Raw genomic sequence first — 26,031 nt, 5'->3', positions numbered from 1 at the left:
TACCGTTGCTCAGCCGCTCTGCATCCACTGCTTACACTGAATGATACCAGCGATATGCAGAACATTTCTCACTATTGCAGAAAAATCTTGCGCATAGCCACGCTTACCGCTGTGCTTGTCTGGCCAGCTGCTCCTGCGCGAGCCGAATCATCTCTCGAACCATCGTTCCGCCGATCTGACCGCCGACATGTCCAGCCTGCTCCGTCGTCAGGCTCCCGTTGTCCCCTGGCTTGAGCGGCACACCCAGCCCCCGCGCAACCTCATATTTCACATCATCCGGCCTACTCGGATCAACGGTATAGCCCTCCCGCCGCATGACCTCCGCTTTGAACTGCTTCATGCTTTGCTCCGCGCCGGGCACAACGAGGCGTCTGCTGCTTCTTCTGGCCATTAGACTTACCCTCCCTGATACAAATAATTTTGTTTATAACATCCCCCTCCAGGAACACATTCATGCAGGCAAAGCACGCAAATCGAAAAAGACACCTTCCATTCCGGACATCAAACGATGTCAGGCAGAAGGTGCCTTTACGCTAAACCCGCATGACGTACGCGGGCGCTTCCACGAGCGGTATTACGCTGCACGCTGCATAGCGGCTTCATTCCACAGGCTAGACACAATCAGATGCGCGAAGCACATGTAACCGCCTTGTGGCTCGACCGACCGCCGTCATGCAGCAATGCACCGCACGCCGGGAGCTGCGCGCGGTGCGAATACATTAATGCGCCACCGTGTTGTAGGTCATGATCCAGATGGACCCGGCGACAATAGTAAGCAAAATAATGAGCCCCAGGATAAGCACCATCATGTTCCAATGGGCGTTCTCTCCTTCACGCAGATGCATGAAGAAAAACAGCTGGACAACAAATTGCAGAATCGCAGCAATCAGAATCAGCGCCAATGTCGCCGTTTTGCCCATCATCCCGTTCAGCACGACAACGAGCGGAATAATAGTCAGTACGATGGACAGAAGGAAGCCAATGACGTAAGATTTCAAGGAACCGTGAGATTCATGTCCATGCGAATTCGATTGTCCCATCTTACATCACCCCCATCAAATAAACAATCGTCAGAACGAAAATCCATACTACGTCCAGGAAATGCCAGTACAAGCTGATGACGTTGACCTTGCGCCGGGTGACCGGCGTAATGCCGTGCTTGCTGAGCTGCAGCATCAGGCCAACCATCCAGACCAGACCGACAGAGACGTGCAAGCCGTGCGTGCCGACCAGGACGAAGAATGAAGAGAGGAACGCGCTAGTGCTGATGGTTGCGCCCTCATGCACCATATTCACAAATTCGGTTACCTCCAGGCCAATAAAGGACGCGCCCAGCAGTGCAGTCACAGCCAGCCAGCCGATAAGCCCCTTCTTGCTCCCCTTGTTCATCGCCAGCACTGCGAGGCCGCTGGTGAAGCTGCTCGTCAGCAAGATGAACGTCTCCGCGATAATACCCTTCATTTCAAACAATTCTTTTGGCGTCGGGCCGCCGTTGGTGTTGCCATGCAGAACGATATAAGTGGCAAATAAGGTCCCGAACAAAATGCAGTCCGTAATTAGGAAAATCCAGAATCCGAACGTCTTCAGCGATTCATGATCATGATGATGATCATCATGCCCGTGAGCCCCGTGTTGGGAATGAGCTGCCTGTGCCATTAGCCGTTCGCCCCCCTCAGCTTCGCTTCTGTGCGTTTAATTTCATCCACAGGGATGTAGTAGTCGTCATTATAGGTAAAGGAGCGCACAATCATACAAATCGCTACCCCGATCAGGGCCGGAATCGCCATCCACATCCAGTTCCATACAAACCCGAAGCCGACGAAGAACCACAGAGCGGATTTAATAAATGGAATGCCTGAATTTTTCGGCATATGAATCGGCTCGAGCTTCTGCTCGGGCTCCTTGATGCCTTTTGCCCGCTTCTGCTTCGTCTCCCACCAGTCATCCAGCTCACTGCCTTGCGGAAGCGTTGCGAAGTTGTACAGCGGCGCAGGCGAAGGAATCGACCACTCCAGCGTACGTCCATCCCATGCATCGCCGGTTACATCTTTCTCATGATACTTAATGCTGTATGCAATTTGCCACACTTGGAACAGGAAGGCAATCCCCATGAGGAAGCCGCCCACTGTGGACAGCATGTTCAGCGGCTCCCAGCCGCGATCCCAGCTGTACGTAACCATCCGGCGGGTCATTCCGTCCAGGCCCAGGAAGTACTGCGGCATGAAGCACACGTAGAACCCGATATTCCAGAACCAGAAGGCCCATTTGCCCAGATGCTCGTTAAGCTTGAAGCCGAACATTTTCGGCCACCAGTAGTACAAGCCTGCGAAGTAACCGAAGACTACGCCGCCAATCAATACCTGATGGAAGTGCGCAATCAGGAAGTAGCTGTTATGGAACTGGAAGTCAGCCGGAGCTACCGATAGCAGCACCCCGGTCATCCCCCCGATTACGAAGCAGGGAATAAAGGAGACGGTCCACATCATCGGTGTTGTAAACCGGATACGGCCGCGGAACATTGTAAACAGCCAGTTAAAGATTTTGACCCCGGTCGGAATAGCTATCGCCATCGTTGTAATCGCAAAGAAGGTATTGACGCTTGCGCCCGATCCCATGGTGAAGAAGTGATGCACCCATGTGAAGAAGGAAAGCACGCTAATAATCAGCATGGCGAACACCATCGAGCCGTAACCGAACAATCTTTTCTTGGAAAAGGTCGATACGATATCGGAAAAAATACCGAAGGCCGGCAAAATAACGATGTACACCTCCGGGTGACCCCACATCCAAATCAGGTTGATGTACATCATCGGGTTGCCCCCGCCGTCCAGCGTGAAGAAATGGGCCCCCATGAAACGGTCAAAGAACAGCAAGGCCAAAGTAACCGTCAAAATCGGGAATGCGAAAATAATGATAATGCAGCTGGACAATACGGACCAGGTAAACATCGGCATTTTCATCAGCTTCATGCCCGGCGCACGCATTTTCAGAATGGTCACGATAAAGTTAATCCCGGTCGCCAGACTCCCGATACCGGAAATCTGAATGCCCCAAATATAGAAGTTTTGTCCGACACCCGGGCTGTGCGACAGCTCCGAAAGCGGCGGATAAGAGAGCCAGCCGGCATCCGGCGAACCCCCGATTACGAAGGAAACGTTAAACAGCATCGCGCCCCAGAAGAACAGCCAGAAGCTAAGTGCATTCAGGAACGGATAAGCAACGTCGCGCGCCCCGATTTGGAGCGGTACGGCAATGTTGAACAAGCCGAACATCAGCGGCATCGCCATAAATAAAATCATAATTACGCCGTGCGTTGTAAAAATCTGATTATAGTGCTCCGCATGCAAAAACTGCGCATCCGGAACGGCCAGCTGAACCCGCATCAGCAGCGCGTCAACACCGCCGCGGAACAGCATCAGAATGGAGCAGAGGATGTACATAATACCGACCCGCTTATGGTCAACAGTAGTCAGCCATTCACGCCAGAGCCAGCCCCATTTCTTGAAGTAGAAGAGCACGAATACGATAGCTACCATCGCAATGGCGATACTAACCTGCGCGCCCAAAATCAGCGGATCGCCTGTTACGAAAAATTCCGAGGCGAATTGTTTGATTTGATCCAGCATGATCAGACTTCCTTTCGACTGTTTTAATGCCTCATCCTGAAAGCAGGGTAAAGCAAGCTGCCCGCGGCTCTGGAATCTAGACCCGCCCGCTCACGCTGATCGGGTCCTTGATTTCCTTTGCCGCCAAAGGCGTTCTTTACCGTTCTTCATCCCCTGCGTCAGGGCCTGGACTGCGGTGCAGCCGCAGGCGCCTGCTTGCCTGCAGGCTCAATCCCGGTTCGCTGTGCTCCCGCGCCTTGTCCTTCCCTTTCGCCGGTGTGATTATGCACATTGACAGCGTACTTGGTCACAATTTTTTGGAATAAGCCTTCCGGGAAGGAAGAGAAGTACTGAATGTCGGATGTGCCAGGCTTCGCCAAGGCATTATATTTGTCAATCGTGAGCGCGGAGGCGGATTTCTTAATGCCCGCAGCCCAGTTATCAAACTCACTTTGCGAGGTTACCTTCACATCGAATTTCATTTGGGCGAAATGCTCGCCGCTGAAGTTCGCTCCAGAGCCGTAGTATACGCCCTGCTCATCCGCTTGTAAATACAAAGTCATTGCCATGCCGGACATCGTGTACATCTGGCCGCCAAGCTGCGGAATCCAGAACGAGTTCATCGGCGCATCCGATGTCAATTCAAAACGAATCGGAACATCCTCTGGAATTTGCAATGTATTGACCGTAGCAATTCCCTGCTCCGGATAAGTAAACAGCCATTTCCAGTCGAGCGAGGTCGCCTGAATCGTAATGGCCTTCTTGGTCGACTCAATCGGCTTGGAGGGCTCTAAAGCAAACGTATACTTCGCTGTTATCGCCGCCAAAATAATGATAATGACAATCGGTATGCCCCACCAGACTACTTCCATCTTCGTACTGTGGGACCAGTTAGGCTGGTAGCTGGCGCTGTTGTTCGGCACATCCCGGTAACGCCATACGATGTAGGCGGTCAAGGCAAGCACCGGCACCAGAATAATGCCGCATAACACGGACGAAATAATAATTAAATCCTTCTGGCTTTGTCCGATAGGCCCTTTCGGGTCCATGACCATCAAATCGCTGCTACAGCCAGACAAAAGCAAGATCATGAACATAAACAAAACCGGTATTGCGACCCGAAAAACTTGTTTCGGTTTCTGCATTGGCGATCCTCCCCATTCGTGCGAAAGCGTTCATTCATCCGCCTGCCAAAATCAAAATTGTTCTTTGCTACATATACCATAACAGATATGAGCGAACTTCTCTCCTGTGTTTACAAATACGTCAAAGTATCGCCTTACTTTTGAAAAAATTTTGTCACCGCGCCGCCATATCTTGAAACGATTACAAAGAAAGCCCCCCGCCTTTAGCCAGATGGCTAAAAGCGGGGGGGCTCCGCGAGTCACCCATTATAATAGGTAGAAACTCGTTCGCAACGCCTATTCGTTCTCTGATTCCGCCCGTGAATGAACCAAATGAATCGCCGTACGAATAACGTAAATGAAGACACTGCCTACCATAAATCCGAGCCCGACCATAAGCGCAGTGTTCTCTTCACTAAAATGTTCAATGCTATACAGGCTAAGTGCGATGCCGAGGCCCAGGAAAAACCACGCCGCTGCGGTCATCAGCTTAACCAGACGACCTACATCCCGTGCGTCCGGGGTAACTTCTGAAGATGATGCAGTTTTTGTCGCCATTGTAATCACTCCAAACTGTGTGAAAGTGCTTTCTTTGATTTCAGTATACTATAGGATATGAATTTGTTCAAATAATTTTCACTTTTTGGTCAAAAAAATATCAAATTTAGTTAAAGGCCTTCGAGCCTTGCCGGTGTGTGATATTTGTCACAGAACATCCGATCCTAACCATGTTAAAGTATGGCTATGTCTACCAGAAAGGAGCGTTCATGCGGGATGGAACACGTTCCATTACAACAAGTCGAGAAGCTGGCTTTAAAAAAGCATCGCGTGTTTCAAGCGAGTAAAGTGCGCTACCTCCTGCGTGCGATGCTGGCCAGTATGTTTATCGGGTTCGGGGTCATTGTGGCCTTCAAAACGGGAAGCTTCTTTTATTTGGAGCATTCGCCCCTTACGTACCCGATGGCCGCGCTTACCTTCGGCGGCGCGATTATCCTGATCGCTTACGGAGGCGGCGACTTATTCACCGGCAATACGTTCTACTACACATTTGCTGCGCTGAGGAAGAAGCTGCGCTGGGGCGAAGTGATCAAGCTGTGGCTGATGAGCTATGCGGGCAACCTGATTGGCGCGCTCTTCTTCGCCTTCCTGATTTGGACGACGGGACTGTTCAAGGACCCGAGTGTCAACGGCTTTCTGCTGAGTGTCGTCGACAAAAAGCTGGAGGCGCCGGTACTGGAGCTGTTTTTCCGCGCGCTGTTGTGTAACTGGCTCGTATGCCTGGCCTTCTTTATCCCGATGGGGCTGCAAGGAGACGGGCCCAAGCTGTTTACAATGATGCTGTTTGTATTCTGCTTCTTTATTTCGGGCTATGAGCACAGCATCGCCAATATGTGCACGTTCGCCATCGCGCTGGTCCTGGAGCATCCTCCGGCCATGTCGGTCGCCAATTTGCTTCATAATATGGTGCCCGTAACGCTTGGAAACCTTGCAGGCGGGGCGCTGCTGATGGGCTTTATGTATTATTTCGTTAACAAACCGTTTGAAGAGGAGATTTCCAAATGAAAAAAACAAGAATCGTCATTATCGGCGTTGGCGCCGTTGGCTCCACTACCGCTTATACGCTCCTGCTGCGGGGCAGAATGGATGAGCTCGTCCTTATCGATGCCAACCATGCAAAAGCAGTCGGGGATGCGCTTGATATGAATCACGGCCTGCCGTTTATCGGCGGCACCAAGGTTTGGGCCGGCACGTACGAGGACTGCCGCGATGCGGATATCATCATCATAACCGCCGGAGCCGCCCAGAAGCCGGGTGAGACCCGTGTCAACCTGCTGAAGCGCAATGTTGCTATCTATGAAAGCATTATTTCAGAGGTATTGAAATATAACGAAGACGGAATTCTGCTTCTCGCCACCAATCCGGTCGATATTATGAGCTACTTCTCCTTGAAAAAATCGAACTGGCCGGTCAACCGGGTCATCGGCTCCGGCACCCTGCTGGACAGCGCCCGCTTCCGTTATCTGATTGGCGAGGAGCTGGATCTCGACCCGCGCAGCGTGCACGCGCACATCATCGGGGAGCACGGCGATTCCGAGCTGCCGGTGTGGAGTCTGGCTAACGTGGCCGGTTCAGAGATTACGCTCAGTGAAGAAGCGAAGAACGAAATTTTTACCAACACCCGCGATGCCGCTTATCAGATTATCGAAGCCAAAGGCGCGACCTACTATGCAATCGCCCTGGCGCTTGACCGCATCGTCACGGCCATTCTCAGGAACGAATCCGCCGTGCTGTGCGTATCGACCCTGCTCGATAACTATCACGGCGTATCCGATGTGTATCTCGGCGTGCCTTGCATTGTGGACCGGCAGGGCGTCCGGCAGGTGCTGGATATCCAGCTGTCCGAGCAGGAAAAGGAGCTGCTGCACCGCTCTGCAAACAAGCTGAAGGACCTGATTCAATCGATCTCGGAGTAATTGCCGGTAAGCGGGACTTACCGACGAGGTACGTCTGTGAAATGAATGTCCATTAAAGAAGCCAGCCTTTGGCTTCACCACGTGGTGAAGCCAAAGGCTGGCTTTGTTTGTTTGATTACTTTTTGTTTATTACTTTTTGTTTGATTACTTTTTGTTTGATTACTTTTTGTTTGATTACTTTTGTTTGATTACTTGTCGACTTGATACCGCTGGTCAATGCTCTGCATATACTGGAGCTCGGTTTCACCAAGCAGCTTGGAGAAATGCTCCGGCATGCCCGACTTGTACATCCCCGGCGTAACCTGGGCCGGCCTCTGGCGCTCCTTCGCTGATTCCTGCTTCGCCTTCATCAGAATGTCAGTGGCAGCCGCCTTCAGATTGACCACCCTCGCCCGGAAAATATCCATGGAGCTCACATTGTAGTCCAGCGCTTCCTGCTTCAGCCGCTCCGCGTCCTTTGAATACGCGAGAAATTGACCGGCGCTCTCCACAAGCACCTCATACTTGCCTTGAAACTCCACCGTATCCAAATCCGTTACATTCCGGTACGTCAGCCCCTGTCTGTTCAGCTCCGCTTCCACCTCCCGCGCAGCCACAATCGTGTTCAGCGCATAGTAGGTAACAAGCAGGTTCTTGGACTTGAAATCATTCAGCTCTGCCGTCCTCTGCTCAGCCAGCAGGGTGCCGAACTGTGCCAGAAACGAGTCTGTCAAAGGCTTGACCTCCGCCCGCAAGGCCAGTATGCTCCGGTGCAGCTCCTTGCCCTTCGCGAAATCATCATCCACATACGATTTCATTTTATAGTAGGAATCCGCTTCGATGATGCTGGTCATCAGCTCATTCCACTTCGGATACAGCTCCTTCAGCGTGCGGTCCGCTTCGTCCAGCGCCGGCTGCTTGTCGGCGTAGCCGAAATACGGATCGATTTCCTTTTTGTTTTTAAACTCAAGGAAAATCCCGGTCATAAGCTTGGACGATTTGCTGTCCACAGCGAGTGGCTCCGCCGCGCCGAAATGAAGGAAATAATACTCCAGCAAATCGTTCTGCTTCCCCTTCATAAAGACCGCTAACGCCGTATAAGCGCCTATCTTTTGCCGGAGCAGCTGCTCGTTGTCCGTCATTGGAATCGCCTTTTGCAGCTTCGGGCTTACGCAAGACGCCAATCCCGCGCACAAAAAGCTGATGATGAGCAGAAGAGAGCAGGCACGCAGCCATGACTTCAACCGTTTCATCCTAGAACGACCCCGTCTGGTTAAAGATATTGTAGGACCTAATCAAGGCGGACACCTTGGTGTCAAACCTGCTTACGATCGCATTTCCTCCCCCGGTCCTCACCTTGCCTTTGGTTTCGGAATTGATTGTGATATCCTTCGTCTCCAAAATTTGCAATATGTCCGTCGCCGTGACCTTTACCCCCTCAATGCTGGAGGTGTACGCAGGAAGCAGCATCGTCACGCCTTCCTTCTTCTTCCGGGCATCGTCCTGTGTATATTCCAGGAATTTGGCAATGTCCTCGGTCAGCAGCGCATACTTCTCCTTATACGCATTGACGTCATAGTCCAAGATGTTATCGTCCCCAATCTCCGCCTCGGAGAACGCCTGCTGAATGTCCTTGGCCCGCATCACCATGCTCTTGGCATGGTAGCGGATCAGGTAATCTTCCTTCTTCAGCATAGCCAAATCCTCCTCATCCTTCTTCACCGTGATGGCTTCAAAATCTGCGAAGAACGGGTCCGCGCTTACGGCATAATCCATGTACTGGGTGATGACCTGCTTGTGCAGCTCCTTGCCTTTTGCAAAATTATCGTCCACATACGCCTTGGACTGATAATAGGCCGCTACATCGACAAGCGTGTTCATAAACAGCTGCATCTTTGGAATAATGACCTTGGCCGACTCATCGGCCGCGCCGTAGGACGGCTCCTTGGTTGTATAAGCGAGCGCCTTGTCCACGGCATCCTTATGAGATTGCATAATCGGCAAAGTGTTGTAGCCGCTGAAGTTTTTTCTCGGTTTCAATTCGTCCTCCATGCCGAATTCCTTCGTATACGCGACCATAATGTCATTCAGGTTGCCCAGCATATAGTTGCTGATTTCGATGTACGAATTATATTTTGCGGTATCCGCTTCCCTGTCCGCAGCGCTTGACGCGGTATCCGTTTTCTTGACAGGCGCATCCGGGCTGTCCGGAGCCGCAGCCAAGTCGGCAGGCTTGCCGCATGAGGCAAGAAGAGATGTAATTAGTGCACAAACCAGTAAATTTGTCCAAAGCTTTTTCATGATGTACCTTTGTCCCCCATTGTAATCATACTCATCTTTTTCTAATAGATGGCATTTTGACTCAATAGAGTAAAATTTAACACACCTAATTACTTGGCACTATAGTCCATATTTCCGCTTTTTTCTTTTTTCTGGTACTTTAGTTGGAAAAAAAAGTTATCTTTCGCAGGTAACTCCGGCCTCCCGCCACGCAAACGGCTAAAACCGCCATTTTTTCAAAGCGGGTATGCAGCTTCCGCCGGGCCCTTTCGATAACCAAAAAAATCCCCTGCATTTCCGCGCGCTACAACGGGATTGCAGGAGATTTATTGAACAAGCATCCAGTAAAAAATTAAAATTGCGGCCGGTAAACCGGCTTGTTCTCCAAGCCGCGAATGGCCTGGGTCCAGAGCTCCGACGACGGTGTGGAGTCCAGAGCATCCTCCACCATCTGCAGCTTGGCATCCAGCGAATCGATGTAATGCAGCGCTACGGCTTCCGCCGTTTGCGGCTGAACCGGGCTGCCCCATTCTCCCAGATTGTGATGCGACAGCACCAGATGCTGCAGGATGAGAACTCGCTCGGAGCCCAAATCGATGCCGCTGGCCAAGGCCGCCTCCGTAATCCAGCTGGAGGCCATTGCAATGTGCCCAATCAGCTTGCCCTCCTTGCTGTAGTCGGACACAATCCCGAGCTGGGCGACCATTTCTTCGGGCTTTGCAATGTCATGAAGAATAATGCCTGCCTTGATTACATCCGGATTCAGGAACGGACGCTGCTTACAGATGAATTCCCCCAGCTCCAGCATGCGGACAATATGATACGCCAAACCGGCGAAATAGGCGTGATGGTGGGTTTTGGCAGCCGGGTAATGCATCAGCTTCTCCTCCACCTTCGTGATACAGTAGGAGACGATCGCTTTGATTTCGGCATCCTGAATGCTTGCCAGCGCTTGCTTAATCGTATAGACGAGATCCACCGGCCGGATCGGCGCGGAACGGATAAAATCAGTCAGCGTCACCCCATCGTCCTCAACCGCTTTGCGTAAGCGCAGTATTTTGATCTGCGGCTTTTCCCGGTATAGCTGGACAATCCCCTGCACCTTCACAAGTCCCATCGGAAAAAACGTTTCCTTGTCTGTCGGCGACACATCCCAATATTTGGCTGACAGCTGGCCGCTGGCATCGCAAAGCACAATATCGAAATAATCCTTGGCCGGCGTGTTGTTCGTTTGCTTCACATCAAGTTCCTTCAATAAATAAAACCCGGTAAATTCATCCTGCGGTACTAAATCCTTAATTAACGTCACGCGTTCCCCTCCAATTACAACTTTCCAATCAGCAGCGCAACCAAGGCCGCCTGAACGAGCACAATCAAAGGTATGCCGAACACAAAGGAGGCATGCTTCGTCTTATGCCGGTAATGCCGCATCGCCAGCCAGACACCGAGCGATCCGCCTGCCGCAGCCAGCGCAAACAGATGCTTTTCCGGCACACGCCGTTCTCGCCGCTGCGCCCTTGATTTATCGCTGCCCATCAACATATATGCCACAAAATTAATAATCATGAGGTATATGTAGAACAGATTCAAGCGCTCACCCCTCTTTCATGCATCCATTTCCCGGTGATCTCAATTATACATGAATATCCGCCCAAAATAACGGCTGCGAACGTACATTCTCGAAAAAAAATCTCGGCGCAATTGCAAAATCCCGATGAATATAGAACGGACACCGCCCTGAGGTCAGAAGCGATGCCCGTTTTTCGGTTGAGGAGCTCTTTACTTACTCCGTATAGAACTGCGTGTCCGGCTGAAGTGTAATCCCACTGCTCGGCACGGTAAGCTGGCCGGTCTCTACCAAATAATCCTCGACCAGCTCGGTCGCATTAATCGTAGAGGATTCCAGCCAATCCAGGTAAAGATCTCCGAAGGTGGCATACAGCCAATCGGTTAATGTCTCGCTAAATGCCCCGAAAATTTGATAAACATCGCGTAGGCTGCTGCGTACGACCCGGCCTTCCAAATCCACCCATTCGACGGTCTGATCCAGATCGATATCCCGGATATCCTCTACCTTCGTCTTCAGGATTGAACCATCCACTTCAAAATAAATTTCAAAGCGGCCTTCATACTCATGCCCCTTCAACACTTGCCAGCCGGCATGTTCTCCCTCCCCAGGCACGCTGTAGAACGGGGATGCAGAGCCTGCTGCCGCAGTAGGCTCCTCTATCGGGAACAAGTTCGATGATCCTTCTGACGCCGGGCTGCCTGCCTCCGATTCCTCTGTCGGGAACAAATTCGATGATCCCTCTGACGCCGGGCTGCCTGCCTCCGATTCCCCTGTCGGGATATCGCCAATGTAGGCAGTGGAGGTTGGCTCGTGATAGTAGACATCCAGCTCCAAAATATCCGATACCGCCCGAAGCGGCACATAGGTCGTACCGTTATGCAGCAGGTTGCTGCCTTCTACCGGAAACGCATGCACTTTAATTTTGATTTGATCAAACACGGCATCGATTTGCGCCGGGCCGCTTTGCTTGGCGTCAGCATCCTGCGCCTGCGGCTGGCCCTCTTCTATCTCCCAGGCATCAATGACCGCATCGGGAATTTCCCCTGCCGGCAGCTGCCCGATATATGCCGTGTTGGTCGCTTCATAGTAATGAACCGGCAAATCCATCATTTCGGAGATGCTGCGAATCGGGACATAGGTCGTTCCCTCGTACAGCAAATTGCTGCTGTCTGCGGTTTTGCCATTCACCTTCACCACGATTTGATTCATCGCGACATCAATCGTCTTCGGAGCTGCAAGCACACTGCCTGCCTGTAAAAAAATAGCCATCGCCGTGGATGCGGCGGCTACGGTGAGCCAACGTTTTTTCAAAATGAACCCTCCCCTTTTCGACTTCATCTAACAAATTTCAGCATATTTCTACATGAAATACGCAAAAATGGGCATCGGGTTTCAAAATTTAACCTTAGGAGTGACCGGCCGCCATCATTCAGTGAAACATCGTACCACCGGCAAAAGGCAGAATACATACATATATCCTCCCGTTACGAGACAAAAAAGCTGTGGCAGCACCTTTCACGAAAGCCGCCACAGCTTTCATATCAAAGCGTTGTATGGAGCTATCGAACAAACCGCATTTCCATGCGGACGTAGTCCTTGCCGCCCTTGCTTGATCGGATATCCGTCTGCGCCAGCCCGAACTTCTCGTAATAGCCTGCCTTGTTGGTCCGGGCATTACACCAGATCAGCTCCGCCCCCCAGGAGCGCGCCTGCTCCATAGCGTACTCGAGCAGCTTGGCTCCGTAGCCCTTGCCCTGCTCCCGCTGAAGTGTCGCAAACTTGCGGAACTGAACTGCGCCGTCCTGCCTGAAGAGGGAAATAACCGATACGAGCACATCTCCCGCATACAGGCCGAAATGAACACCATCCGGATCGTCAGGCAGCTTCACATAGTCCAGCTCCCGGTCCGGCCACATCACCTGATGCCGCAGCTCCCATGTCTGCTCGCAAGCTATCGTTCTGATCTCCATGGTGCCTGCTCCTTCTGAGTTCACTGTTTTTCCCTATCCGTTCCAAGCGGACGCTAAAAATAATAGCCGCGCCAGCAAGACGCAGTACCCGTCTGCCTGAGACTGTTATTCGCCTGTAAACCGCTCCACTTCCGTTCTTACCGGCAGGGACGTCTGCGCTCCGAATCGGGTGACCGCCAGAGCCGCCGCCTTGGAGGCGAACTGGAACGCTTGCGGCAGCTCCGCTCCCTCTCCCCAGCGGACAGCAATTCCAGCATTGAAGCAGTCTCCGGCGGCCGTTGTATCCACGGCCTTCACGTTGTAGGCGGGCTGATGTCCGGCCGTATCTCCGATTTGGTAGAATGCCCCCAGCTCGCCGTGCGTAATCAGCACATCGGTCCCCCCCGCCATCCGCTTGAGAGCGCCGATAAGATCCGTGATGCCCCCGTCAAACCGGGCTTCGCCGGTCGTCAAAATCGCCGCCTCCGTCTCGTTCGGCGTCAATAGGTCGACGCTCTGCAGCAGCTCCTCCGGCAATGGAACAGCCGGCGCCGGGTTTAGAATCGTCCGTACCCCGTGACGGCGGGCGATTTCAGCAGCTTTTTGCACTGCGGGCAAAGGAATCTCCAGCTGCAGCAGAAGTACATCGGCAGACCGGATGGCCGCTTCCGCCTCTTCTACCTGCTCCGGCGTAACCTCTCCGTTCGCGCCCGCGACCACTACAATGCTGTTTCCGCCCTCCTGCTGCACTTGTATCAGCGCAACGCCGGTCGATTGGCCCGCAGCAGTACGGATATATTGTGTATCAATTCCCTCCTGCCGGAGCTGGGCTGTTAGCTGGACTCCGAACAAATCGTCTCCGACACAGCCGATCATCGTTACCTCGGCCCCCAGCCTCGCTGCCGCAACCGCCTGATTCGCTCCTTTGCCGCCGGAAATCATGGCGAAATGCTGCCCTGAAATCGTTTCTCCCGGCACCGGAGAGCGTGTTACGGTCGCAACCAAATCCATATTAATACTGCCGACAACGGCAATTTTCGCTTTTTGAGACATGGATGAAACAAGCTCCTTCCTGATGTGAACACTGTCCAGGCTCTGTTTATAAGCTTACCCCATTAGCGGGAAGAATGCCAGAACGAACCGTCCTGTCCGGCGGCCTCCCTGGTCCAGTGGACCGGATATTTGAAATGGCATTCACGCGCAGTGCTTCACGGGCAACGGCAGCCGAGCAGCCGCATATGCGCAGAAACAAATAAACAGCCTCACAAATAAATAAAACCCGTTCAGCACGCCGTCAGGCGCACTTCACGGGCGAGCAGGACTCATTCACACAGATACAGCGTTGTTCAAAAAAGGCCGCTGCGCCTAGTTTTCCAGCTCCAGCTTGCTGTGAACAGCCAGAAGATGCCGCTGCAGCTCCTCGTGATGATCGCCATACGGAAGCAGAGCCAGACAATGGTGCGCATCCTGATTCGCCCGCTCAAGCTGTCCCAAATCCATATAAACCAAGGAACGCTGGAATCTCACCCAGTATTCGCTGTATCCAAACTCCAGCGCCTGCTGCAGATGACTTATAGCATGCTCAAAGTCCTCGATTTTCCGGCAAATACACGCCAAACGATAATGCGCTTCAGCAAGATCCGTCATTCCCATCATCTCCTGTGCTCCGGTTCGTTACGCCGGCATGAATTGTTCGCCAAGTTATGCCATTAATTGTGCCAAGCTGGAAATATTGCCGCTCTTGATGGACCCGTTTAGCAAAGCCCCATGCTTTGCGGCTCAGCCTGACCCCTAAGATTCACTAAATTCCCCCAATTGCTGCTCCTGTTTTATGCCGGGTGCAGGTCTCCATTATGCGTCAGCCGGCTGGAGATTGGTACGGACCAAGGCGAACTGTGCCGGGCTTTTCCGGGCTGTGCCGGGCTGCGCCTGGCAGCCTGAAGTATATGCCTCAGAGCCGACGCCAGCTGGTACGGCTGCCATACCGCCCCCTCCACAAGGTGGCGCCGGTTTTTCACCGGCCTTTGCGCAGCTTGCTTGTATACGATACTACTCGTAGTATACAAATCCGCTCTGAACAAATTCTAAACAAAACGACAAAAAGCGCCGGTTTTCGCGGATTGCGAAGACACGGCGCTGCTGGGTTTAGCCCGCTTGGTCGAGCCAGTCCGGTTCAAAATGACCACTGGGAATTCAGTTTCAGAACAGGAATGGATTGACCGCTTCCCCGAAGCCGGAAGGCATGCTTCCCGAAGGACTTCCCTGCTGCTCCAAAAGGGGCTTCATAATATTTTTCCATGGCCAGCGGGGCTCGTGCAGAAGAGATTGCTCCACAATGGCGCGCACGCCCTGCGGCAAATCCGCCAGCTCCACAGCTTGAAGCAGACGCTCCTTCAATATGTGCCACAGCCTTTGCTCCGTCAGCCCGTAGCGGCCGGCCACAGTCTCCAGAATGGCATACAGATTAACCTGAATTCCGAGCGTTTGAACATAAAAAAGCAGCTTCTGCGGCGTTTCATTATACAGTGAATTCGGATAGCCGGGCTTCATTTTGTAGCACGGGTCGGCCAGGCCATGCTGGACCATCCAGGGCAGATGGAGCCGCACCGAATCATGATCGCGCAGCAACATGCCCGATATCCTGCCTTGCTTCATAATAAGCACGGCGTTTTGACCGTGAATCTCCGGCATTACGCCCAGACGGAACAGACGCAGGCTGATATGGAAAAACTCCCGGCACACCTCGCCGAACAGCCCGAGCACCGTCTCCTCCGATACCGTTTGCCCCCGCTGCGCCAGCAAGGCCTCAAATACGTGCGCCCCTTGAACCGGGTCCCGCGCGGCCAAAGCCGACATCGGAATAAGCCCCGCGTCCGCCTTGCCGAATAGCTGCGCTGGATATTGGCGGACCAAGGCGGATAAATGACGCGGAGGATCGTCGAACAAATCACCGCCTTCCGGCAAGTACGCCCACCAATTCGACTCATCGCAGAGCAGAAGACGTTCCTTCAGCACGGGATCCGTCTGGCGCGCCTGTTCCAGCAGCCGCTGCCCGCGGTCCCCGTTCATCATGTGCACGGCGGGCAAATACCGGACCGCGCCTAATGAAACGATGCCGAGCGGCAGCTTGACATGCACAGGCCCGCCATCCAGGGGCGCAAGCGACCTGGCCGAGGAGGTAGACAGAAAATGCCCCGTCTCAAGCTCAAGCGGAACGCAGACGCCGGATGCCAGCTCCTTCGGCAGCATTTGCGGCAGTACGGCTGACAGCTGCCACGGATGAACGGGGAGAGCCATATATTGCTCCGCCGACAGCCCCTGCCGGGCCATCGCCTGTTCCACGCTTTGCCGCTCCACAGGCGAAAGCAGCAGCTGCGCCGGTCCTGTGTTGTCCAATGCGGCCCGTCCGCCGTCCGCCTTGCCCTCCAGCAGGCAGCTGCGCCGGACAGCCACCCACTGCAGGGTTATCGTCCTGCCGGATTCGGCGCTGTACGCGGCATAATCGGCCTGCGTCCAGCCGCCCTTCGCCTTGGCTGCAGGATGAAACGGGCGGTCGCGGAAGGCTGCGATTCGCTCCAGTTCAATCAGACGACCTGCTGCGCTGCCTCCAGCCCCGGCACCGGTTCTCGAAGACACCTGCTGCGCCAGCTCCGCGGCCCAGCGCGTTTGCTCCAAGGACAGCCCGAGCAGCTTCAACAGCCGGGACGCGCCATGGTCAGCGGAATCGGCCCCTTGTTGGCCGTAAAGCTCCTTCGTCACCCGCTTGAATACGTCCATCGCGTCAAGTCGAATTGGACCCGCCTCATTGTGCTCACCGGCCGCACTTTTCGGGGAAATCCGCTCAGGAGCACCGCTCTTATTCGTAAACACCTCATAAATCCCCGATCCGGTCAAGTACCGCCAAGCTTGAATAGTCCCTGGTACAACCGGAAAATAAAGCGCGCAGCCCGGGTCCGCCTGCAGCTGCCAGCGGAAGAGCCGAATGTCCTCCGGCCCGTGCTCCTGCGGAGCAGGAATTCCCGGCTCCCATTGTCCGGCGGGCAGCGTTTGCCCCCGGCCCCCCTCCGCCCAAATCGCTTCAGCCAAGAAGGCGTTAATCAAATCGGACAAAATCCCTTCCTCTGTACCGAAAGGGATATTGGACCCGGCGGAATAGGGCGATGGCGTTAAAACATCCATTGTTATTCCTCCCCTTTTGGCCCTGCGGCTGCATCGTCCATATAAATATGCGCCGGGTGAGGATGACTCAGGAAATCATGCGCCGAGATCGTCCAGCCATATGCGCCTGTGTAACGGAACAGCAGCACATCTCCGGCACGAAGCCGGGCAACATTCACGTCCCTGGCCAGTACATCCTTCGGCGTGCACAGCTCCCCGGCCGCAGTAATCTCAACATGCCGCACTTCAGGACGTTCAAACGGATACTCCCACTGCTCCAAGGGGATGATTTCGAACGGATGGCTGTGCTGCCAGGCCCCGGGCAGCCGGAAATGATGCGATCCGCCCCGCAGCACCGCATAGTGCTTGCCGTGGTTGCACTTCAAATCAATCACCTCGGCAGCGTAATAGCCGCAGGCGGCGGCCAAGTAACGGCCCGGCTCGAACAAAAGCTCCACGCCGGGGATTCGCTGCTGCTCCAGCAGCCGGGTGAGCCCATCCGTGAACTCCGGCCACGCAAAGGTTTGGTCCAGATCGGTGTACGAAATTCCGAAGCCCCCGCCGGCATTCAAATACCGCAGCTTCAGCTCAAAGCGCTCCTGCCATTCCCTCACCCGCTCCAGATAGACAGAGACGAGCCGGACATGCAGCCGGGCATCCAAATTATTGGATATGGAATGCAGGTGGAAGCCCTCCAGTCTCAAATGCGGCAGAGACTGCGCCAAACGGATGGCCTCGGGCGCCTCCTGCTCATCTACTCCGAATTGGGTTGGGCGGCCGGCCATCACCAGGGTCGCCTCGGGGAACGATGCACGCAGATTGACGCGAATCAGAACTGACGCGACCACACCGAGCTGACCCGCAATCCAAGAAATGCGCCGCAGCTCGTGTTTGCTCTCCGCATGAAGAAGCATCACGCCGTGCTGGAGCGCTTCCCGGATTTCGGAATCCTTTTTGCAGGGCCCTCCGAAAATAATCGGCTTGTCTGGCGATACCTCCCGGACTTTGCGAATTTCACCGATGGATGCCGTCTCGAAGCCATGGACAATGGGAGCCAGACATTCCAGCAGACGCCGATCCGGATTGGCCTTCATCGCATAAAATAAGCGGCAGCCCTGCGGAAGAGAGCTGATGCACTGCTCTCCGCGCTCCCGCAAAGCTGGCAAATCATACAAAAACGCGCACACCGGGTCTGCTTTCTCCCGCTTCCACTGCTCAATAACAGATACGACCTTGCGTTCCAGAACCACCTGCTTCAACGTCAATCACCTGCACCTTTCAGCAGCCCGCAGCTGCGTGTTTTGACTTTGTGTATGAACCCGGTTTAATGGCTTCGCCGCCATCGGCATCACGTTCCGGCTGCCGGGGCGAAAGCCTGCAGATGGCTGCGCAGCGCCCGGAAGGCGACACCGCGTTCGTCGCCGAGTACAAACGCATTCACCCCGAGCCCCTGCCACTCCGCATAGTCCTCCGCAGCGCGGGGAATCGCGCAATAAGGAACTCTGCACTTACGGGAAGCGGCATAAACCTGACGGAGCCCCTCCTTGACGACCGGTGAGCGGGTTTGCCACGGAATGCCGTAGGATTGGGACAAATCCGCCGCTCCCTCCAGCACCATATCAATACCGGGCACGGACAAGATGTGTTCCGCCTGCTCCACGCCAAGCCTGCTCTCGATCATGGGAACAACCATCACTTCCTCATTGGCCTCCCGGATATAACGAGTCAAATCAAACTTGCCGAATTGACCCGCCCGGCCGCTATTCAGGCTGCGCATGCCCTCCGGGCTGTACTTGCAGGAGCGTACAATCAGCTCGGCCTGCTCCTTTGTTTCTATATGGGGAACGACAATCCCCAGCGCTCCGGCGTCCAGCACACGCAGTATTTCTTTTGGATTCGGCTCCGATACGCGAACCAGAGCGGTCAATTCGACCGCTTCCGCAGCGCGGATCATATGCTCCAGCGTTTCCGGATTGACCATCACATGCTCGGTATCGATAATGATGAAGTCAAATCCGGCGCAGCCTACCATTTCTACGACCAAAGGCGAAGGAATGGAGCCCAGAAGCCCGAATACCGGCAAGCCTTCGGCCAGCTTCTGCTTCAGCCGGTTTTTTTTCAGCATGAGGCCTCCCGGAACGGATACAGCGGATTCGGCGCATCCTGAAGACGCACCTCCGTATCCCCGAACAAACGCCGGGCGGTCAGCTGCTCGACCTGAATCGTTTCCGCAAACAAATCGAAGGCCCGAAAGCGCGCTTCATGCTGCGGATGCTGGCGGCGGTATTCATGAATCCGTCCGGCCGTCATTCTCCAGAACTGCTGCTCCGGCAAGCCGTAATGCTCTTCCAGAAATAAACAAAGCTCGGTCAGGTTAATAAAGAAAAAGGCATCGTGTACGAAATCCCGAACAACCGCAGCAGCATCCGTCTCGATAAACGAATTCGGGTTGACCCGTGCATGATGCTCCGAGAGCGCATGCAGCTGCGGGCAGTGCTCCGGCTTAGCCAAATGACCGCGTGAAAAACGGACTCCGTCATGAAAATCCTTAAACGCCGTCCGGACCGGGATGCCGCCACGGTGGATGAGAATCATATTCTGGGCATGAGATTCCAAAGCCACGCCGTGCGCGAACAAAAGATGGATTAAAGGATCAACCGCCGCCTGCAGAAGCTGCTCCGTCCAGGACTCAACCCCCTGCTCACGTATCCACGGATCGATGAGCGGTCGCCCCGAACGCTGTACATGGCACAAGCCGTTAAACGGCACAGCCTCTTCCCCTTCCAGCAAATAGCGGTGCAGGCTCTCCCGCCAAATCACCCCGAGCGTCCCGTAGGCCGTGGACCGAAGCTGCTCCGGCAGGCACTCATGGTTATACGCTGCTCCAGCTTCTTCCCGGAGCAGGATGAAATCCGGCCGGAGCGCATCCTCATCCTGCTGCACCAAAGTGCTTAACCAATCCGAAATGATCGGCGCATTCAGCACGGTATGCTTCGCCAGCATACGCCCGGTCGAGGTGTTAATCAGATTCATCGGCAGCTTTACATAAGACCGTTCCTTCCGGGAGCTGTTCGCTAAGGTACGGATGGATTGCTGCGGGCGGTATACATCCGTACCTTCGCCGAGTACAACCATACGTCCTTCGGCAAGCTGGCGGTGGAAAACACGGATCAGCGTTTCCCGCCACTGCCAGGGATGAACCGGGATGAAACGGTAATCATCCGGCTGCCGTCCTGCCGCAGCAAGCTTCGCAGCAAACCCTTCCCATACCTTGGCCCCAAGCTCCGCTTGCAGGAATTCGTCATATACAAGGGAGGCCGAGCTGGCCTGCTCGCTTTCCTCCTTCGCAACCGCAAGCCACAGCAGCTTCAGCTCCGGCTTGAATTCCGGACCAAAGGCGGCATTGTCCTCCAGATTAAAGCCGATTCTGGATTTGTAGCACGGATGATACGGATGGCCGTCCAAAATGTTTCCTTCCAGCTCATCATAGTGCCGCTGTTCCCCGGTCAGCTCTTCATAGGGATTCGCATGATGGGCCTGGGTATCCTTCAGCAGCGTCTGCCCGAGCTCCTCCATAAACTGGCGCAGCCGCTCCGGCTGCACAACGCCTCCGAGCACCTCGATCACGAAATCCGCCAGCCGGGCCTCGCTCCGGGTTCCGTCCGCCCCGACCCGTTCCACAGGCCTCGATCGGCTCAGCCGGATGCGCCCGAAGCTTTGCTTTTGCCGGTAAAAGCAGACATAGGCCGCACCTTCCCCTCCGGCCTCAAGTCCGCGAAGCACGGCCTGATCCTCTTCACCGGGAGCTGCAGCCACTATTCGCTCGCAAGGAACAAGCTGCTCGTACAGGAGCGCCTCAACCAACTGGCGAATCATTCTTCCTTCAACCTTTTTGTACGCCGACGAGCGGATGGCTTCCACTCCGTCGTTGATTTGCGCGCCACTTGCCGCAGCTGTCATCTGCTGCACACTCATCGACTCCCCCCGCATTCGTAAATCGGATTCGGTATCGTAATGAAATCCGGCGTTTCTCCCCGTTCCTGAAAACGGCTGATCAGATTGGCCTTCGCCGGCAATTCGCGGCACGTCAGCAAATCCAGCAGCCAGCCGGTCCATTCATCCTCCGGACCGCTGCGCGCGAGCTGCTCCTCAAGCAGTGTCCGCGCTACCCGCCAATAAACAAGCTCGTCTTGCCGGTTCGCTCTGGCAATGGTATGAATGAGCGCCCCCAGGTGATTGACAATAAAATAATATTTTAGACGCAGCCATGCTTCCGCCTCGGTGTACAGTACCGGGCTGTTTGACGGGACCACCTGCGGAGCCCATGCAAGCCGGGCCGCTTTGGCTTCGCTGATGCTAATCCCCTCCAGATCGCGCACAAAATAGCGAACCGGGAGACCCTGCTCCAGCTTCACGAGCGAATTCTGGACATGCGCTTCCAGGCTGATTCCTTTGCTTGCGAATACGCGGATGAGCGGCAGCAGGGAGAGCTCCAAATACCGGAGCAGCCAGTCCCCCCAGTCTGGCAGGAGACCCTGATTGGACTGCCGCACCGCCTGAAACAGCAGCGGCTCGTTTTGGCCCGGCACCTGTTCCAGCAAAGAAGCGATTACAAAGCAGCTCGCTTGATTGGCCCCCGCGATTTCCTCAGCCTGCCGGTAAACGACAGCAAAGCTGGCCAGCAGCTGCTCCCGATCCAGGGCCGAAATGCCGCCTGTCGTAAAGGCCTGCACGGTCTGAAAGCCGGTCTCCGGCAAAATACACATGCCGTCCTGCTCATACCCCCCGCGTGCGCCTTGCCGGAACGCCTGCCGCAGAACAAGTGCGGCATCCATCGTTCGCCTGATTTGACTAGGCGTGTTCTCCCGGATGAAATTCGTAATCCGGACATGAAGCGGCAGCTTGTAAAACACCCCGGCCGCCGGGTCCCACACCGTGCGCACCGATGAGGTCGGATAGACCGGCTCCCCGAGCGGGCCCAAATCGACCAGCTTGCCCTGCTTCTTCATTTGCCGGACCGGTCCCAGCGCAGAGACATACTCGGCCTGCCACGGATGAAGCGGCAGCAGGCAGTATCCGTCCGCCATCGGTCCGAGCTTCTCCGCCGCCGTCCGTTGAACCGCCGACGGAACAGGGAACGGCTCCCCAATCCATTCTTCGATCAGCAGCTCCTTGGAAACGGCCATATAATGAAGCTGGAATGAAGCTCCCAGCTCCGGCGCGAATTGGCCTAATTCGGCGTCGGTGAACCCTTCCGAGCTTTTGGGTGTCGGATGGAACGGATGTCCTGCCAGAAGCGATTGCTCCGACCGGATATAGTCCAGCGGCCTGATGCCGACAGCTTCCCGGTCCACGGCGGCATGCTCCAGATAGAGCGCCATCCGCCGGATGCTGTTAGTAATCTGTCCCCGCATTTCCGCTGCCCGGCGCTCTCTCGCCGCTTCCTGATCACGAAGGCTCACCTCCGCCAGCAGCCGATCGATGAGCTGCTCCGGCAATGCCGGCTGTACCTCCCCATCCCGTTCGTTCCACGTATACAAGGCAGCTCCGTACTGATGCTGTCCGGTCGCAGAGAAGTAGTTAAGCTGGCCCGCTATCCATACCCCGCTTCGGGGCAAATGAACGGCAAAGGCCTCTTCCTGCGTACCCTCCAAACGGCCCAGCACAAGCCGCAGCCGAGCATCGGCCGGCGTAACTGCCGAAGCGCCGGAGCGTTGTTCTCCGTGTCCATCCGAGGCTATCCCGGCTTCTTCAGTGAACAGCTCTCGGCTTCCCGCCGCCATGGATAACCGCGGATCATAGATACCGGTTTCCCGCAGGTAGCAGTTCAGCATTCCCCGGACAGCCGCCTGCTCTGCCAGCACGCGGCAATCCGCCGTTTCCGCTAAAGGAAGCTCATATTTGGGCAGCATGCTCTGATCTCCCTTCCTCACATGTTCCTGATTTGCGATTTGACCGCTTGCACGGCATAACGTTTCCGAAGGTTGTTGCAGCTTTGCGGTCCGTCTGCTCCGCATTCCCCGTCCTAATAAAGCGGCAGCTGCAAGCCGACTCCTTCCTTAAGCGCTTCGGTATAAATACGGCGGGCGCAAGCGATATCCTCAATCGCCATCCCCATCGGGTTCAATATAATAATCTCCTCTTCCTTCTCCCTGCCGGCCTTGCTGCCGGTTACGATTTCTCCCAGCTCGGCATGAAGCTGCTCTCTGGAGAAGCGTCCCTCCAGGACAAGCTGGTTGAGCACCTTTTTCTCCCGGTTCGACTGCTCCCAGTCGTCTACAATAACTTTGTCCGCTAAAATATAGGCTTCCTTATGCACATCCATAATCGAGATGTTGCTCACGAATGCCCCTTTGCGAAGCCAGTCGAAATGAATATATGGTGTATCGGTCACTGTGCAGGTGATCACTACCTCGCCTTGTCTTACGGCTTGCTCCGCGCTGGAATGAACCGTAACCCGCACCTGCGGGAACAGCACGCGCAAAATTTCGGAGAGCTTCTCCGCCGCCTGTCCGGACTGGTCATACAAATGAACCCGCTCCACGTGCGGGTAATGCTCCAGCATCGAGGTCAGCTGGGCCTTGGCAATCAGCCCGCAGCCGACGCAGCTCAGTTCCTGAAAGCCTTGGCGGGCCAAATAGCGGGCCGCCACAACGGTAACCGCCGCCGTTCTCATACTGCTGATAAGCCCCGCCTCCATTACGGCCACCGGATAATGGCTCTCGGCATCATTCAGCACGATAACCCCGCTGGCCCGCTCCATCCCCCTGACCTGAGGATTGTCATGCTTGCTTCCAATCCACTTGATGCCGGACAACGGCTGCTCTCCGCCAATATGGGCGGGCATGGCGATAATCCGGTCTGCAATATGCCCTTCCTTCCCGGCCGACCGCAAATACGGCTTCAGCGGCTGCACGAAGTCTCCCTCGGCATGCAGCGTCAATGCTTCTTCCAAGGCTTCGGCATATAAGCGGGAGGAACCGCCGCCCAAAGCGGCGATCGCTTCCCGGTTTAAATAAAGCAGCGTAGGTGCGGAGCCGGACTGGCCCCGGGAGGCTGCTGCTTCTGGAGTGACTGAGTTCATCATTGTTCTCACCTTTCTATTCGGAGGGTAAATGGGCGACCCATTGATCATCGTATACGAGGTCCAGGTATCGATCCCCGCGGTCCGGCAGCAGCGTAACCACCCGAAGCGGGCGATCGGCTCTGGTCTCCAGAGACGGAAGCAGCTTGCCGATTGCAGCCACGATGGAGCCGGAGGAACCGCCGGCGAAAATCCCTTCCTTCAGCAGCAGCGCCCGGCACCCTTCTGCCGACTCTCTGTCGCTGATATGGAAGACGTGGTCAATCTCGGAATGGTTTAGCAGCTCCGGCACCCGGCTGGCCCCGATGCCCGGCAGCTCCCGCTTGCCCGGCGCTCCGCCGAACAGGATGGAGCCAACCGCGTCCACCGCTACCACCCGCAGAAACGGGAATTTCTCGCGCATTTTGCGGCTCGTTCCCATGATGCTGCCCGACGTGCTTACTCCGGCTACGAGAATGTCCGCATAATCGAGGTCATTCACGATTTCCGTGCCGGTTCCGGCGTAATGGGCCCGCCAATTGTTTTCATTGGCATATTGGTTAATCCAGAATCCGTTCGGGTCCTGCTGAAGCAGCTCGTTGACCCGGCGGATGCGGGTTTGCAAATAGCCGCCCTGATCGTCGCGCTCCTCCACCATCTCGATGTTTGCGCCCATTTGCCGCAATATATTCAGATTCGTTGTGGCGATCTTGGGATCGACGACGCATGTGACCGTTAAGCCGTAAATACGTGAGATCATCGCCAGCGCGACGCCCAGATTGCCCGAGGTGCTTTCAATAATGTGCGTACGGGTATGGATGGCCCCGCTGCGCAGTCCCTGCTCGATAATGTACCGGGCTGGACGATCCTTCATGCTGCCGCCAGGATTCATATATTCCAGCTTGGCTACGACCTGCACATGCTTTTGCGGAAACAGTCTGCTTAAATGAACGAGCGGCGTATGGCCGACACAATCGGCGATCGAGCCTTTGACAGATGCGATGGACGTTTCCGCTTGCATGGTTTGCGACATTCAGGTTCCTCCTTAGGATTTGTTCCGAATTGCAGTTTTTTTGAAAATGATTTTCATTATCAACCAATACCTGCATTAAAATCGTAACATATCCCGGAAGATAGCGTAAATTATTCAATTGAATAATCATATTTATTCAATCGGAGTAGACCCGCACATCAGTTATAACTATACGCGACCGGCTCCTCGGTTTTTTTGGATGAGATAAGCTGCTTGAGGCTGAAAATAAAATCGGCGCCGGAGTCCTCGATTTCCAACGTTTTTTTAATGTTTTGAACATGCTTTTTGACCGTGTTTTCCGAAACATAGAACGCCTTGGCGATTTTCCGCACAGAATAATGATTGCACAGCATAATGGCAATTTCCCGCTGCCGCTCGCTAAGCTTTACGATTGGGCCGCCCGCAGCGCTGTGCATAGGCTCCATGTCGGCTCCCGCCACCACCAGCTGCTTTGCGTGAGATGCCGGATTAGCGCTGCTTACGGAACCGCATTCCAGAGTAATTTTAACCCGTTCGCCAATATCCATCGCCGATACCTCCCTGACGATGAGACTATGCAGATAGGCCAGCTTTTCCCGCTCCCCCTCGCTTTGAACATACGAATCCAAGGTAAGCTTTAATGTATGGACTGTCATCCTTCTCTCTCCTCCCGGGTCGGAACGTCTATTTGTTAATCCTCATCGTGTTTTCGGACATGGCAAAATACACCGCTGGGCTGCACATGCGGTTATGCTGGAAAGAAACGAGTGTGCCTGCTGCTTCGATCAGGCTGAGTCGATTTGACGGCTGCCTGGGC

Annotated in this window: 25 protein-coding genes; 2 read left to right on the top strand and 23 right to left on the bottom strand. The window is 54.8% G+C overall.

Annotation, left to right across the window (positions count from 1 at the left end; translation table 11 throughout):
* Positions 1-103 precede the first annotated feature (103 nt).
* From WBG83_RS07570 to WBG83_RS07545, 6 genes are all read right to left on the bottom strand, one after another.
* Positions 104-391, bottom strand: a complete 288-nt coding sequence (locus WBG83_RS07570; protein WP_336744109.1) for an alpha/beta-type small acid-soluble spore protein — start codon at positions 389-391, stop codon at positions 104-106.
* 328 nt (positions 392-719) lie between these two features.
* A complete protein-coding gene (gene cyoD / locus WBG83_RS07565; protein ID WP_336744107.1) occupies positions 720-1,040 on the bottom strand; it encodes a cytochrome o ubiquinol oxidase subunit IV in 321 nt (106 codons plus the stop codon).
* Position 1,041: 1 nt separating this feature from the next.
* The gene (gene cyoC / locus WBG83_RS07560; RefSeq protein WP_336744105.1) at positions 1,042-1,656 is read right to left on the bottom strand and encodes a cytochrome o ubiquinol oxidase subunit III; all 615 of its coding nucleotides are present in this window, start codon (positions 1,654-1,656) and stop codon (positions 1,042-1,044) included.
* The gene (locus tag WBG83_RS07555) at positions 1,656-3,626 is read right to left on the bottom strand and encodes a cbb3-type cytochrome c oxidase subunit I (RefSeq protein ID WP_336744104.1); all 1,971 of its coding nucleotides are present in this window, start codon (positions 3,624-3,626) and stop codon (positions 1,656-1,658) included. Before WBG83_RS07555 ends, cyoC begins: the two co-directional genes overlap by 1 nt.
* Before the next feature lie 158 nt (positions 3,627-3,784).
* Positions 3,785-4,750 (bottom strand): ubiquinol oxidase subunit II, encoded by a 966-nt coding sequence (gene cyoA / locus WBG83_RS07550; RefSeq protein ID WP_336744102.1) that lies wholly within the window; start codon positions 4,748-4,750, stop codon positions 3,785-3,787.
* Positions 4,751-5,026: 276 nt separating this feature from the next.
* Entirely contained in the window at positions 5,027-5,287 is a 261-nt protein-coding gene (locus WBG83_RS07545; protein ID WP_336744101.1) for a hypothetical protein, read from the bottom strand.
* A 216-nt stretch (positions 5,288-5,503) separates the two neighbouring features.
* On the opposite strand from WBG83_RS07545, the gene WBG83_RS07540 reads away from it, so the two are divergent.
* Positions 5,504-6,292 (top strand): formate/nitrite transporter family protein, encoded by a 789-nt coding sequence (locus tag WBG83_RS07540; protein WP_336744099.1) that lies wholly within the window; start codon positions 5,504-5,506, stop codon positions 6,290-6,292.
* Positions 6,289-7,203: an L-lactate dehydrogenase gene (locus WBG83_RS07535; protein WP_336744097.1), complete on the top strand. Its 915-nt coding sequence runs from the start codon at positions 6,289-6,291 to the stop codon at positions 7,201-7,203. The genes WBG83_RS07540 and WBG83_RS07535 overlap by 4 nt, the downstream gene beginning before the upstream one ends.
* Positions 7,204-7,391: 188 nt before the next feature.
* Here WBG83_RS07535 and WBG83_RS07530 read toward each other — a convergent pair whose 3' ends face one another.
* The 17 genes from WBG83_RS07530 to WBG83_RS07450 form a co-directional block, all read right to left on the bottom strand.
* On the bottom strand, positions 7,392-8,435 hold the full coding sequence (locus tag WBG83_RS07530) for a DUF3829 domain-containing protein (protein ID WP_336744095.1): 1,044 nt from the start codon (positions 8,433-8,435) through the stop codon (positions 7,392-7,394).
* Position 8,436: 1 nt separating this feature from the next.
* Positions 8,437-9,483, bottom strand: coding sequence for a YiiG family protein (locus WBG83_RS07525; RefSeq protein ID WP_336744093.1), 1,047 nt, complete (start codon positions 9,481-9,483; stop codon positions 8,437-8,439).
* Between the two features lie 331 nt (positions 9,484-9,814).
* Positions 9,815-10,771 (bottom strand): 3'-5' exoribonuclease YhaM family protein, encoded by a 957-nt coding sequence (locus WBG83_RS07520; protein ID WP_336744091.1) that lies wholly within the window; start codon positions 10,769-10,771, stop codon positions 9,815-9,817.
* Positions 10,772-10,785: 14 nt separating this feature from the next.
* Positions 10,786-11,052: a DUF1294 domain-containing protein gene (locus WBG83_RS07515; RefSeq protein ID WP_442955805.1), complete on the bottom strand. Its 267-nt coding sequence runs from the start codon at positions 11,050-11,052 to the stop codon at positions 10,786-10,788.
* A 193-nt stretch (positions 11,053-11,245) separates the two neighbouring features.
* Entirely contained in the window at positions 11,246-12,343 is a 1,098-nt protein-coding gene (locus WBG83_RS07510; protein WP_336744089.1) for a stalk domain-containing protein, read from the bottom strand.
* A gap of 248 nt (positions 12,344-12,591) precedes the next feature.
* On the bottom strand, positions 12,592-13,002 hold the full coding sequence (locus WBG83_RS07505; protein ID WP_336744087.1) for a GNAT family N-acetyltransferase: 411 nt from the start codon (positions 13,000-13,002) through the stop codon (positions 12,592-12,594).
* A 105-nt stretch (positions 13,003-13,107) separates the two neighbouring features.
* Positions 13,108-14,034, bottom strand: coding sequence for a ribokinase (gene rbsK, locus WBG83_RS07500; protein WP_336744085.1), 927 nt, complete (start codon positions 14,032-14,034; stop codon positions 13,108-13,110).
* Between the two features lie 312 nt (positions 14,035-14,346).
* Positions 14,347-14,628: a tetratricopeptide repeat protein gene (locus WBG83_RS07495; protein ID WP_336744083.1), complete on the bottom strand. Its 282-nt coding sequence runs from the start codon at positions 14,626-14,628 to the stop codon at positions 14,347-14,349.
* Between the two features lie 204 nt (positions 14,629-14,832).
* Positions 14,833-14,964, bottom strand: a complete 132-nt coding sequence (locus WBG83_RS07490) for a hypothetical protein (RefSeq protein ID WP_336744081.1) — start codon at positions 14,962-14,964, stop codon at positions 14,833-14,835.
* Between the two features lie 216 nt (positions 14,965-15,180).
* Positions 15,181-17,160 carry an IucA/IucC family protein gene (locus tag WBG83_RS07485; RefSeq protein ID WP_336744079.1) on the bottom strand — a complete coding sequence of 660 codons (1,980 nt, stop codon included), beginning with the start codon at positions 17,158-17,160 and terminating at the stop codon, positions 15,181-15,183.
* 2 nt (positions 17,161-17,162) lie between these two features.
* Positions 17,163-18,389, bottom strand: a complete 1,227-nt coding sequence (locus WBG83_RS07480) for a type III PLP-dependent enzyme (protein WP_336744205.1) — start codon at positions 18,387-18,389, stop codon at positions 17,163-17,165.
* Between the two features lie 98 nt (positions 18,390-18,487).
* Positions 18,488-19,264, bottom strand: a complete 777-nt coding sequence (locus WBG83_RS07475) for an HpcH/HpaI aldolase family protein (protein WP_336744077.1) — start codon at positions 19,262-19,264, stop codon at positions 18,488-18,490.
* Positions 19,258-21,114: an IucA/IucC family protein gene (locus WBG83_RS07470; protein ID WP_336744076.1), complete on the bottom strand. Its 1,857-nt coding sequence runs from the start codon at positions 21,112-21,114 to the stop codon at positions 19,258-19,260. The genes WBG83_RS07475 and WBG83_RS07470 overlap by 7 nt, the downstream gene beginning before the upstream one ends.
* Entirely contained in the window at positions 21,111-23,051 is a 1,941-nt protein-coding gene (locus tag WBG83_RS07465; protein WP_336744075.1) for an IucA/IucC family protein, read from the bottom strand. The genes WBG83_RS07470 and WBG83_RS07465 overlap by 4 nt, the downstream gene beginning before the upstream one ends.
* Before the next feature lie 113 nt (positions 23,052-23,164).
* The gene (gene sbnB / locus WBG83_RS07460) at positions 23,165-24,223 is read right to left on the bottom strand and encodes a 2,3-diaminopropionate biosynthesis protein SbnB (protein WP_336744203.1); all 1,059 of its coding nucleotides are present in this window, start codon (positions 24,221-24,223) and stop codon (positions 23,165-23,167) included.
* A 16-nt stretch (positions 24,224-24,239) separates the two neighbouring features.
* Positions 24,240-25,235 (bottom strand): 2,3-diaminopropionate biosynthesis protein SbnA, encoded by a 996-nt coding sequence (sbnA, locus tag WBG83_RS07455; protein ID WP_336744073.1) that lies wholly within the window; start codon positions 25,233-25,235, stop codon positions 24,240-24,242.
* A gap of 158 nt (positions 25,236-25,393) precedes the next feature.
* Positions 25,394-25,870, bottom strand: a complete 477-nt coding sequence (locus tag WBG83_RS07450) for a response regulator transcription factor (protein ID WP_336744071.1) — start codon at positions 25,868-25,870, stop codon at positions 25,394-25,396.
* Positions 25,871-26,031: the final 161 nt, after the last annotated feature.

Source organism: Paenibacillus sp. y28 (assembly GCF_037137075.1).
In the GTDB taxonomy this organism is placed as follows: Bacteria; Bacillota; Bacilli; order Paenibacillales; family NBRC-103111; genus JBBBNV01.
This window is presented reverse-complemented; position numbering and strand designations above follow the sequence as displayed.

Excerpts from the sequence above, each read along its gene's own strand:
- WBG83_RS07570 (WP_336744109.1), bottom strand. The coding sequence starts at position 391 with ATGGCCAGAAGAAGCAGCAGACGCCTCGTTGTGCCCGGCGCGGAGCAA.
- WBG83_RS07470 (WP_336744076.1), bottom strand. The coding sequence starts at position 21,114 with ATGAGTGTGCAGCAGATGACAGCTGCGGCAAGTGGCGCGCAAATCAAC.
- WBG83_RS07540 (WP_336744099.1), top strand. The coding sequence starts at position 5,504 with ATGGAACACGTTCCATTACAACAAGTCGAGAAGCTGGCTTTAAAAAAG.
- rbsK (WP_336744085.1), bottom strand. The coding sequence starts at position 14,034 with ATGTCTCAAAAAGCGAAAATTGCCGTTGTCGGCAGTATTAATATGGAT.
- WBG83_RS07495 (WP_336744083.1), bottom strand. The coding sequence starts at position 14,628 with ATGACGGATCTTGCTGAAGCGCATTATCGTTTGGCGTGTATTTGCCGG.
- WBG83_RS07490 (WP_336744081.1), bottom strand. The coding sequence starts at position 14,964 with ATGGCAGCCGTACCAGCTGGCGTCGGCTCTGAGGCATATACTTCAGGC.
- WBG83_RS07485 (WP_336744079.1), bottom strand. The coding sequence starts at position 17,160 with ATGGATGTTTTAACGCCATCGCCCTATTCCGCCGGGTCCAATATCCCT.
- sbnB (WP_336744203.1), bottom strand. The coding sequence starts at position 24,223 with ATGAACTCAGTCACTCCAGAAGCAGCAGCCTCCCGGGGCCAGTCCGGC.
- cyoA (WP_336744102.1), bottom strand. The coding sequence starts at position 4,750 with ATGCAGAAACCGAAACAAGTTTTTCGGGTCGCAATACCGGTTTTGTTT.
- WBG83_RS07530 (WP_336744095.1), bottom strand. The coding sequence starts at position 8,435 with ATGAAACGGTTGAAGTCATGGCTGCGTGCCTGCTCTCTTCTGCTCATC.
- WBG83_RS07555 (WP_336744104.1), bottom strand. The coding sequence starts at position 3,626 with ATGCTGGATCAAATCAAACAATTCGCCTCGGAATTTTTCGTAACAGGC.
- WBG83_RS07545 (WP_336744101.1), bottom strand. The coding sequence starts at position 5,287 with ATGGCGACAAAAACTGCATCATCTTCAGAAGTTACCCCGGACGCACGG.
- WBG83_RS07450 (WP_336744071.1), bottom strand. The coding sequence starts at position 25,870 with ATGACAGTCCATACATTAAAGCTTACCTTGGATTCGTATGTTCAAAGC.
- WBG83_RS07475 (WP_336744077.1), bottom strand. The coding sequence starts at position 19,264 with ATGCTGAAAAAAAACCGGCTGAAGCAGAAGCTGGCCGAAGGCTTGCCG.
- WBG83_RS07465 (WP_336744075.1), bottom strand. The coding sequence starts at position 23,051 with ATGCTGCCCAAATATGAGCTTCCTTTAGCGGAAACGGCGGATTGCCGC.
- WBG83_RS07525 (WP_336744093.1), bottom strand. The coding sequence starts at position 9,483 with ATGAAAAAGCTTTGGACAAATTTACTGGTTTGTGCACTAATTACATCT.
- sbnA (WP_336744073.1), bottom strand. The coding sequence starts at position 25,235 with ATGTCGCAAACCATGCAAGCGGAAACGTCCATCGCATCTGTCAAAGGC.
- cyoC (WP_336744105.1), bottom strand. The coding sequence starts at position 1,656 with ATGGCACAGGCAGCTCATTCCCAACACGGGGCTCACGGGCATGATGAT.
- cyoD (WP_336744107.1), bottom strand. The coding sequence starts at position 1,040 with ATGGGACAATCGAATTCGCATGGACATGAATCTCACGGTTCCTTGAAA.
- WBG83_RS07535 (WP_336744097.1), top strand. The coding sequence starts at position 6,289 with ATGAAAAAAACAAGAATCGTCATTATCGGCGTTGGCGCCGTTGGCTCC.
- WBG83_RS07505 (WP_336744087.1), bottom strand. The coding sequence starts at position 13,002 with ATGGAGATCAGAACGATAGCTTGCGAGCAGACATGGGAGCTGCGGCAT.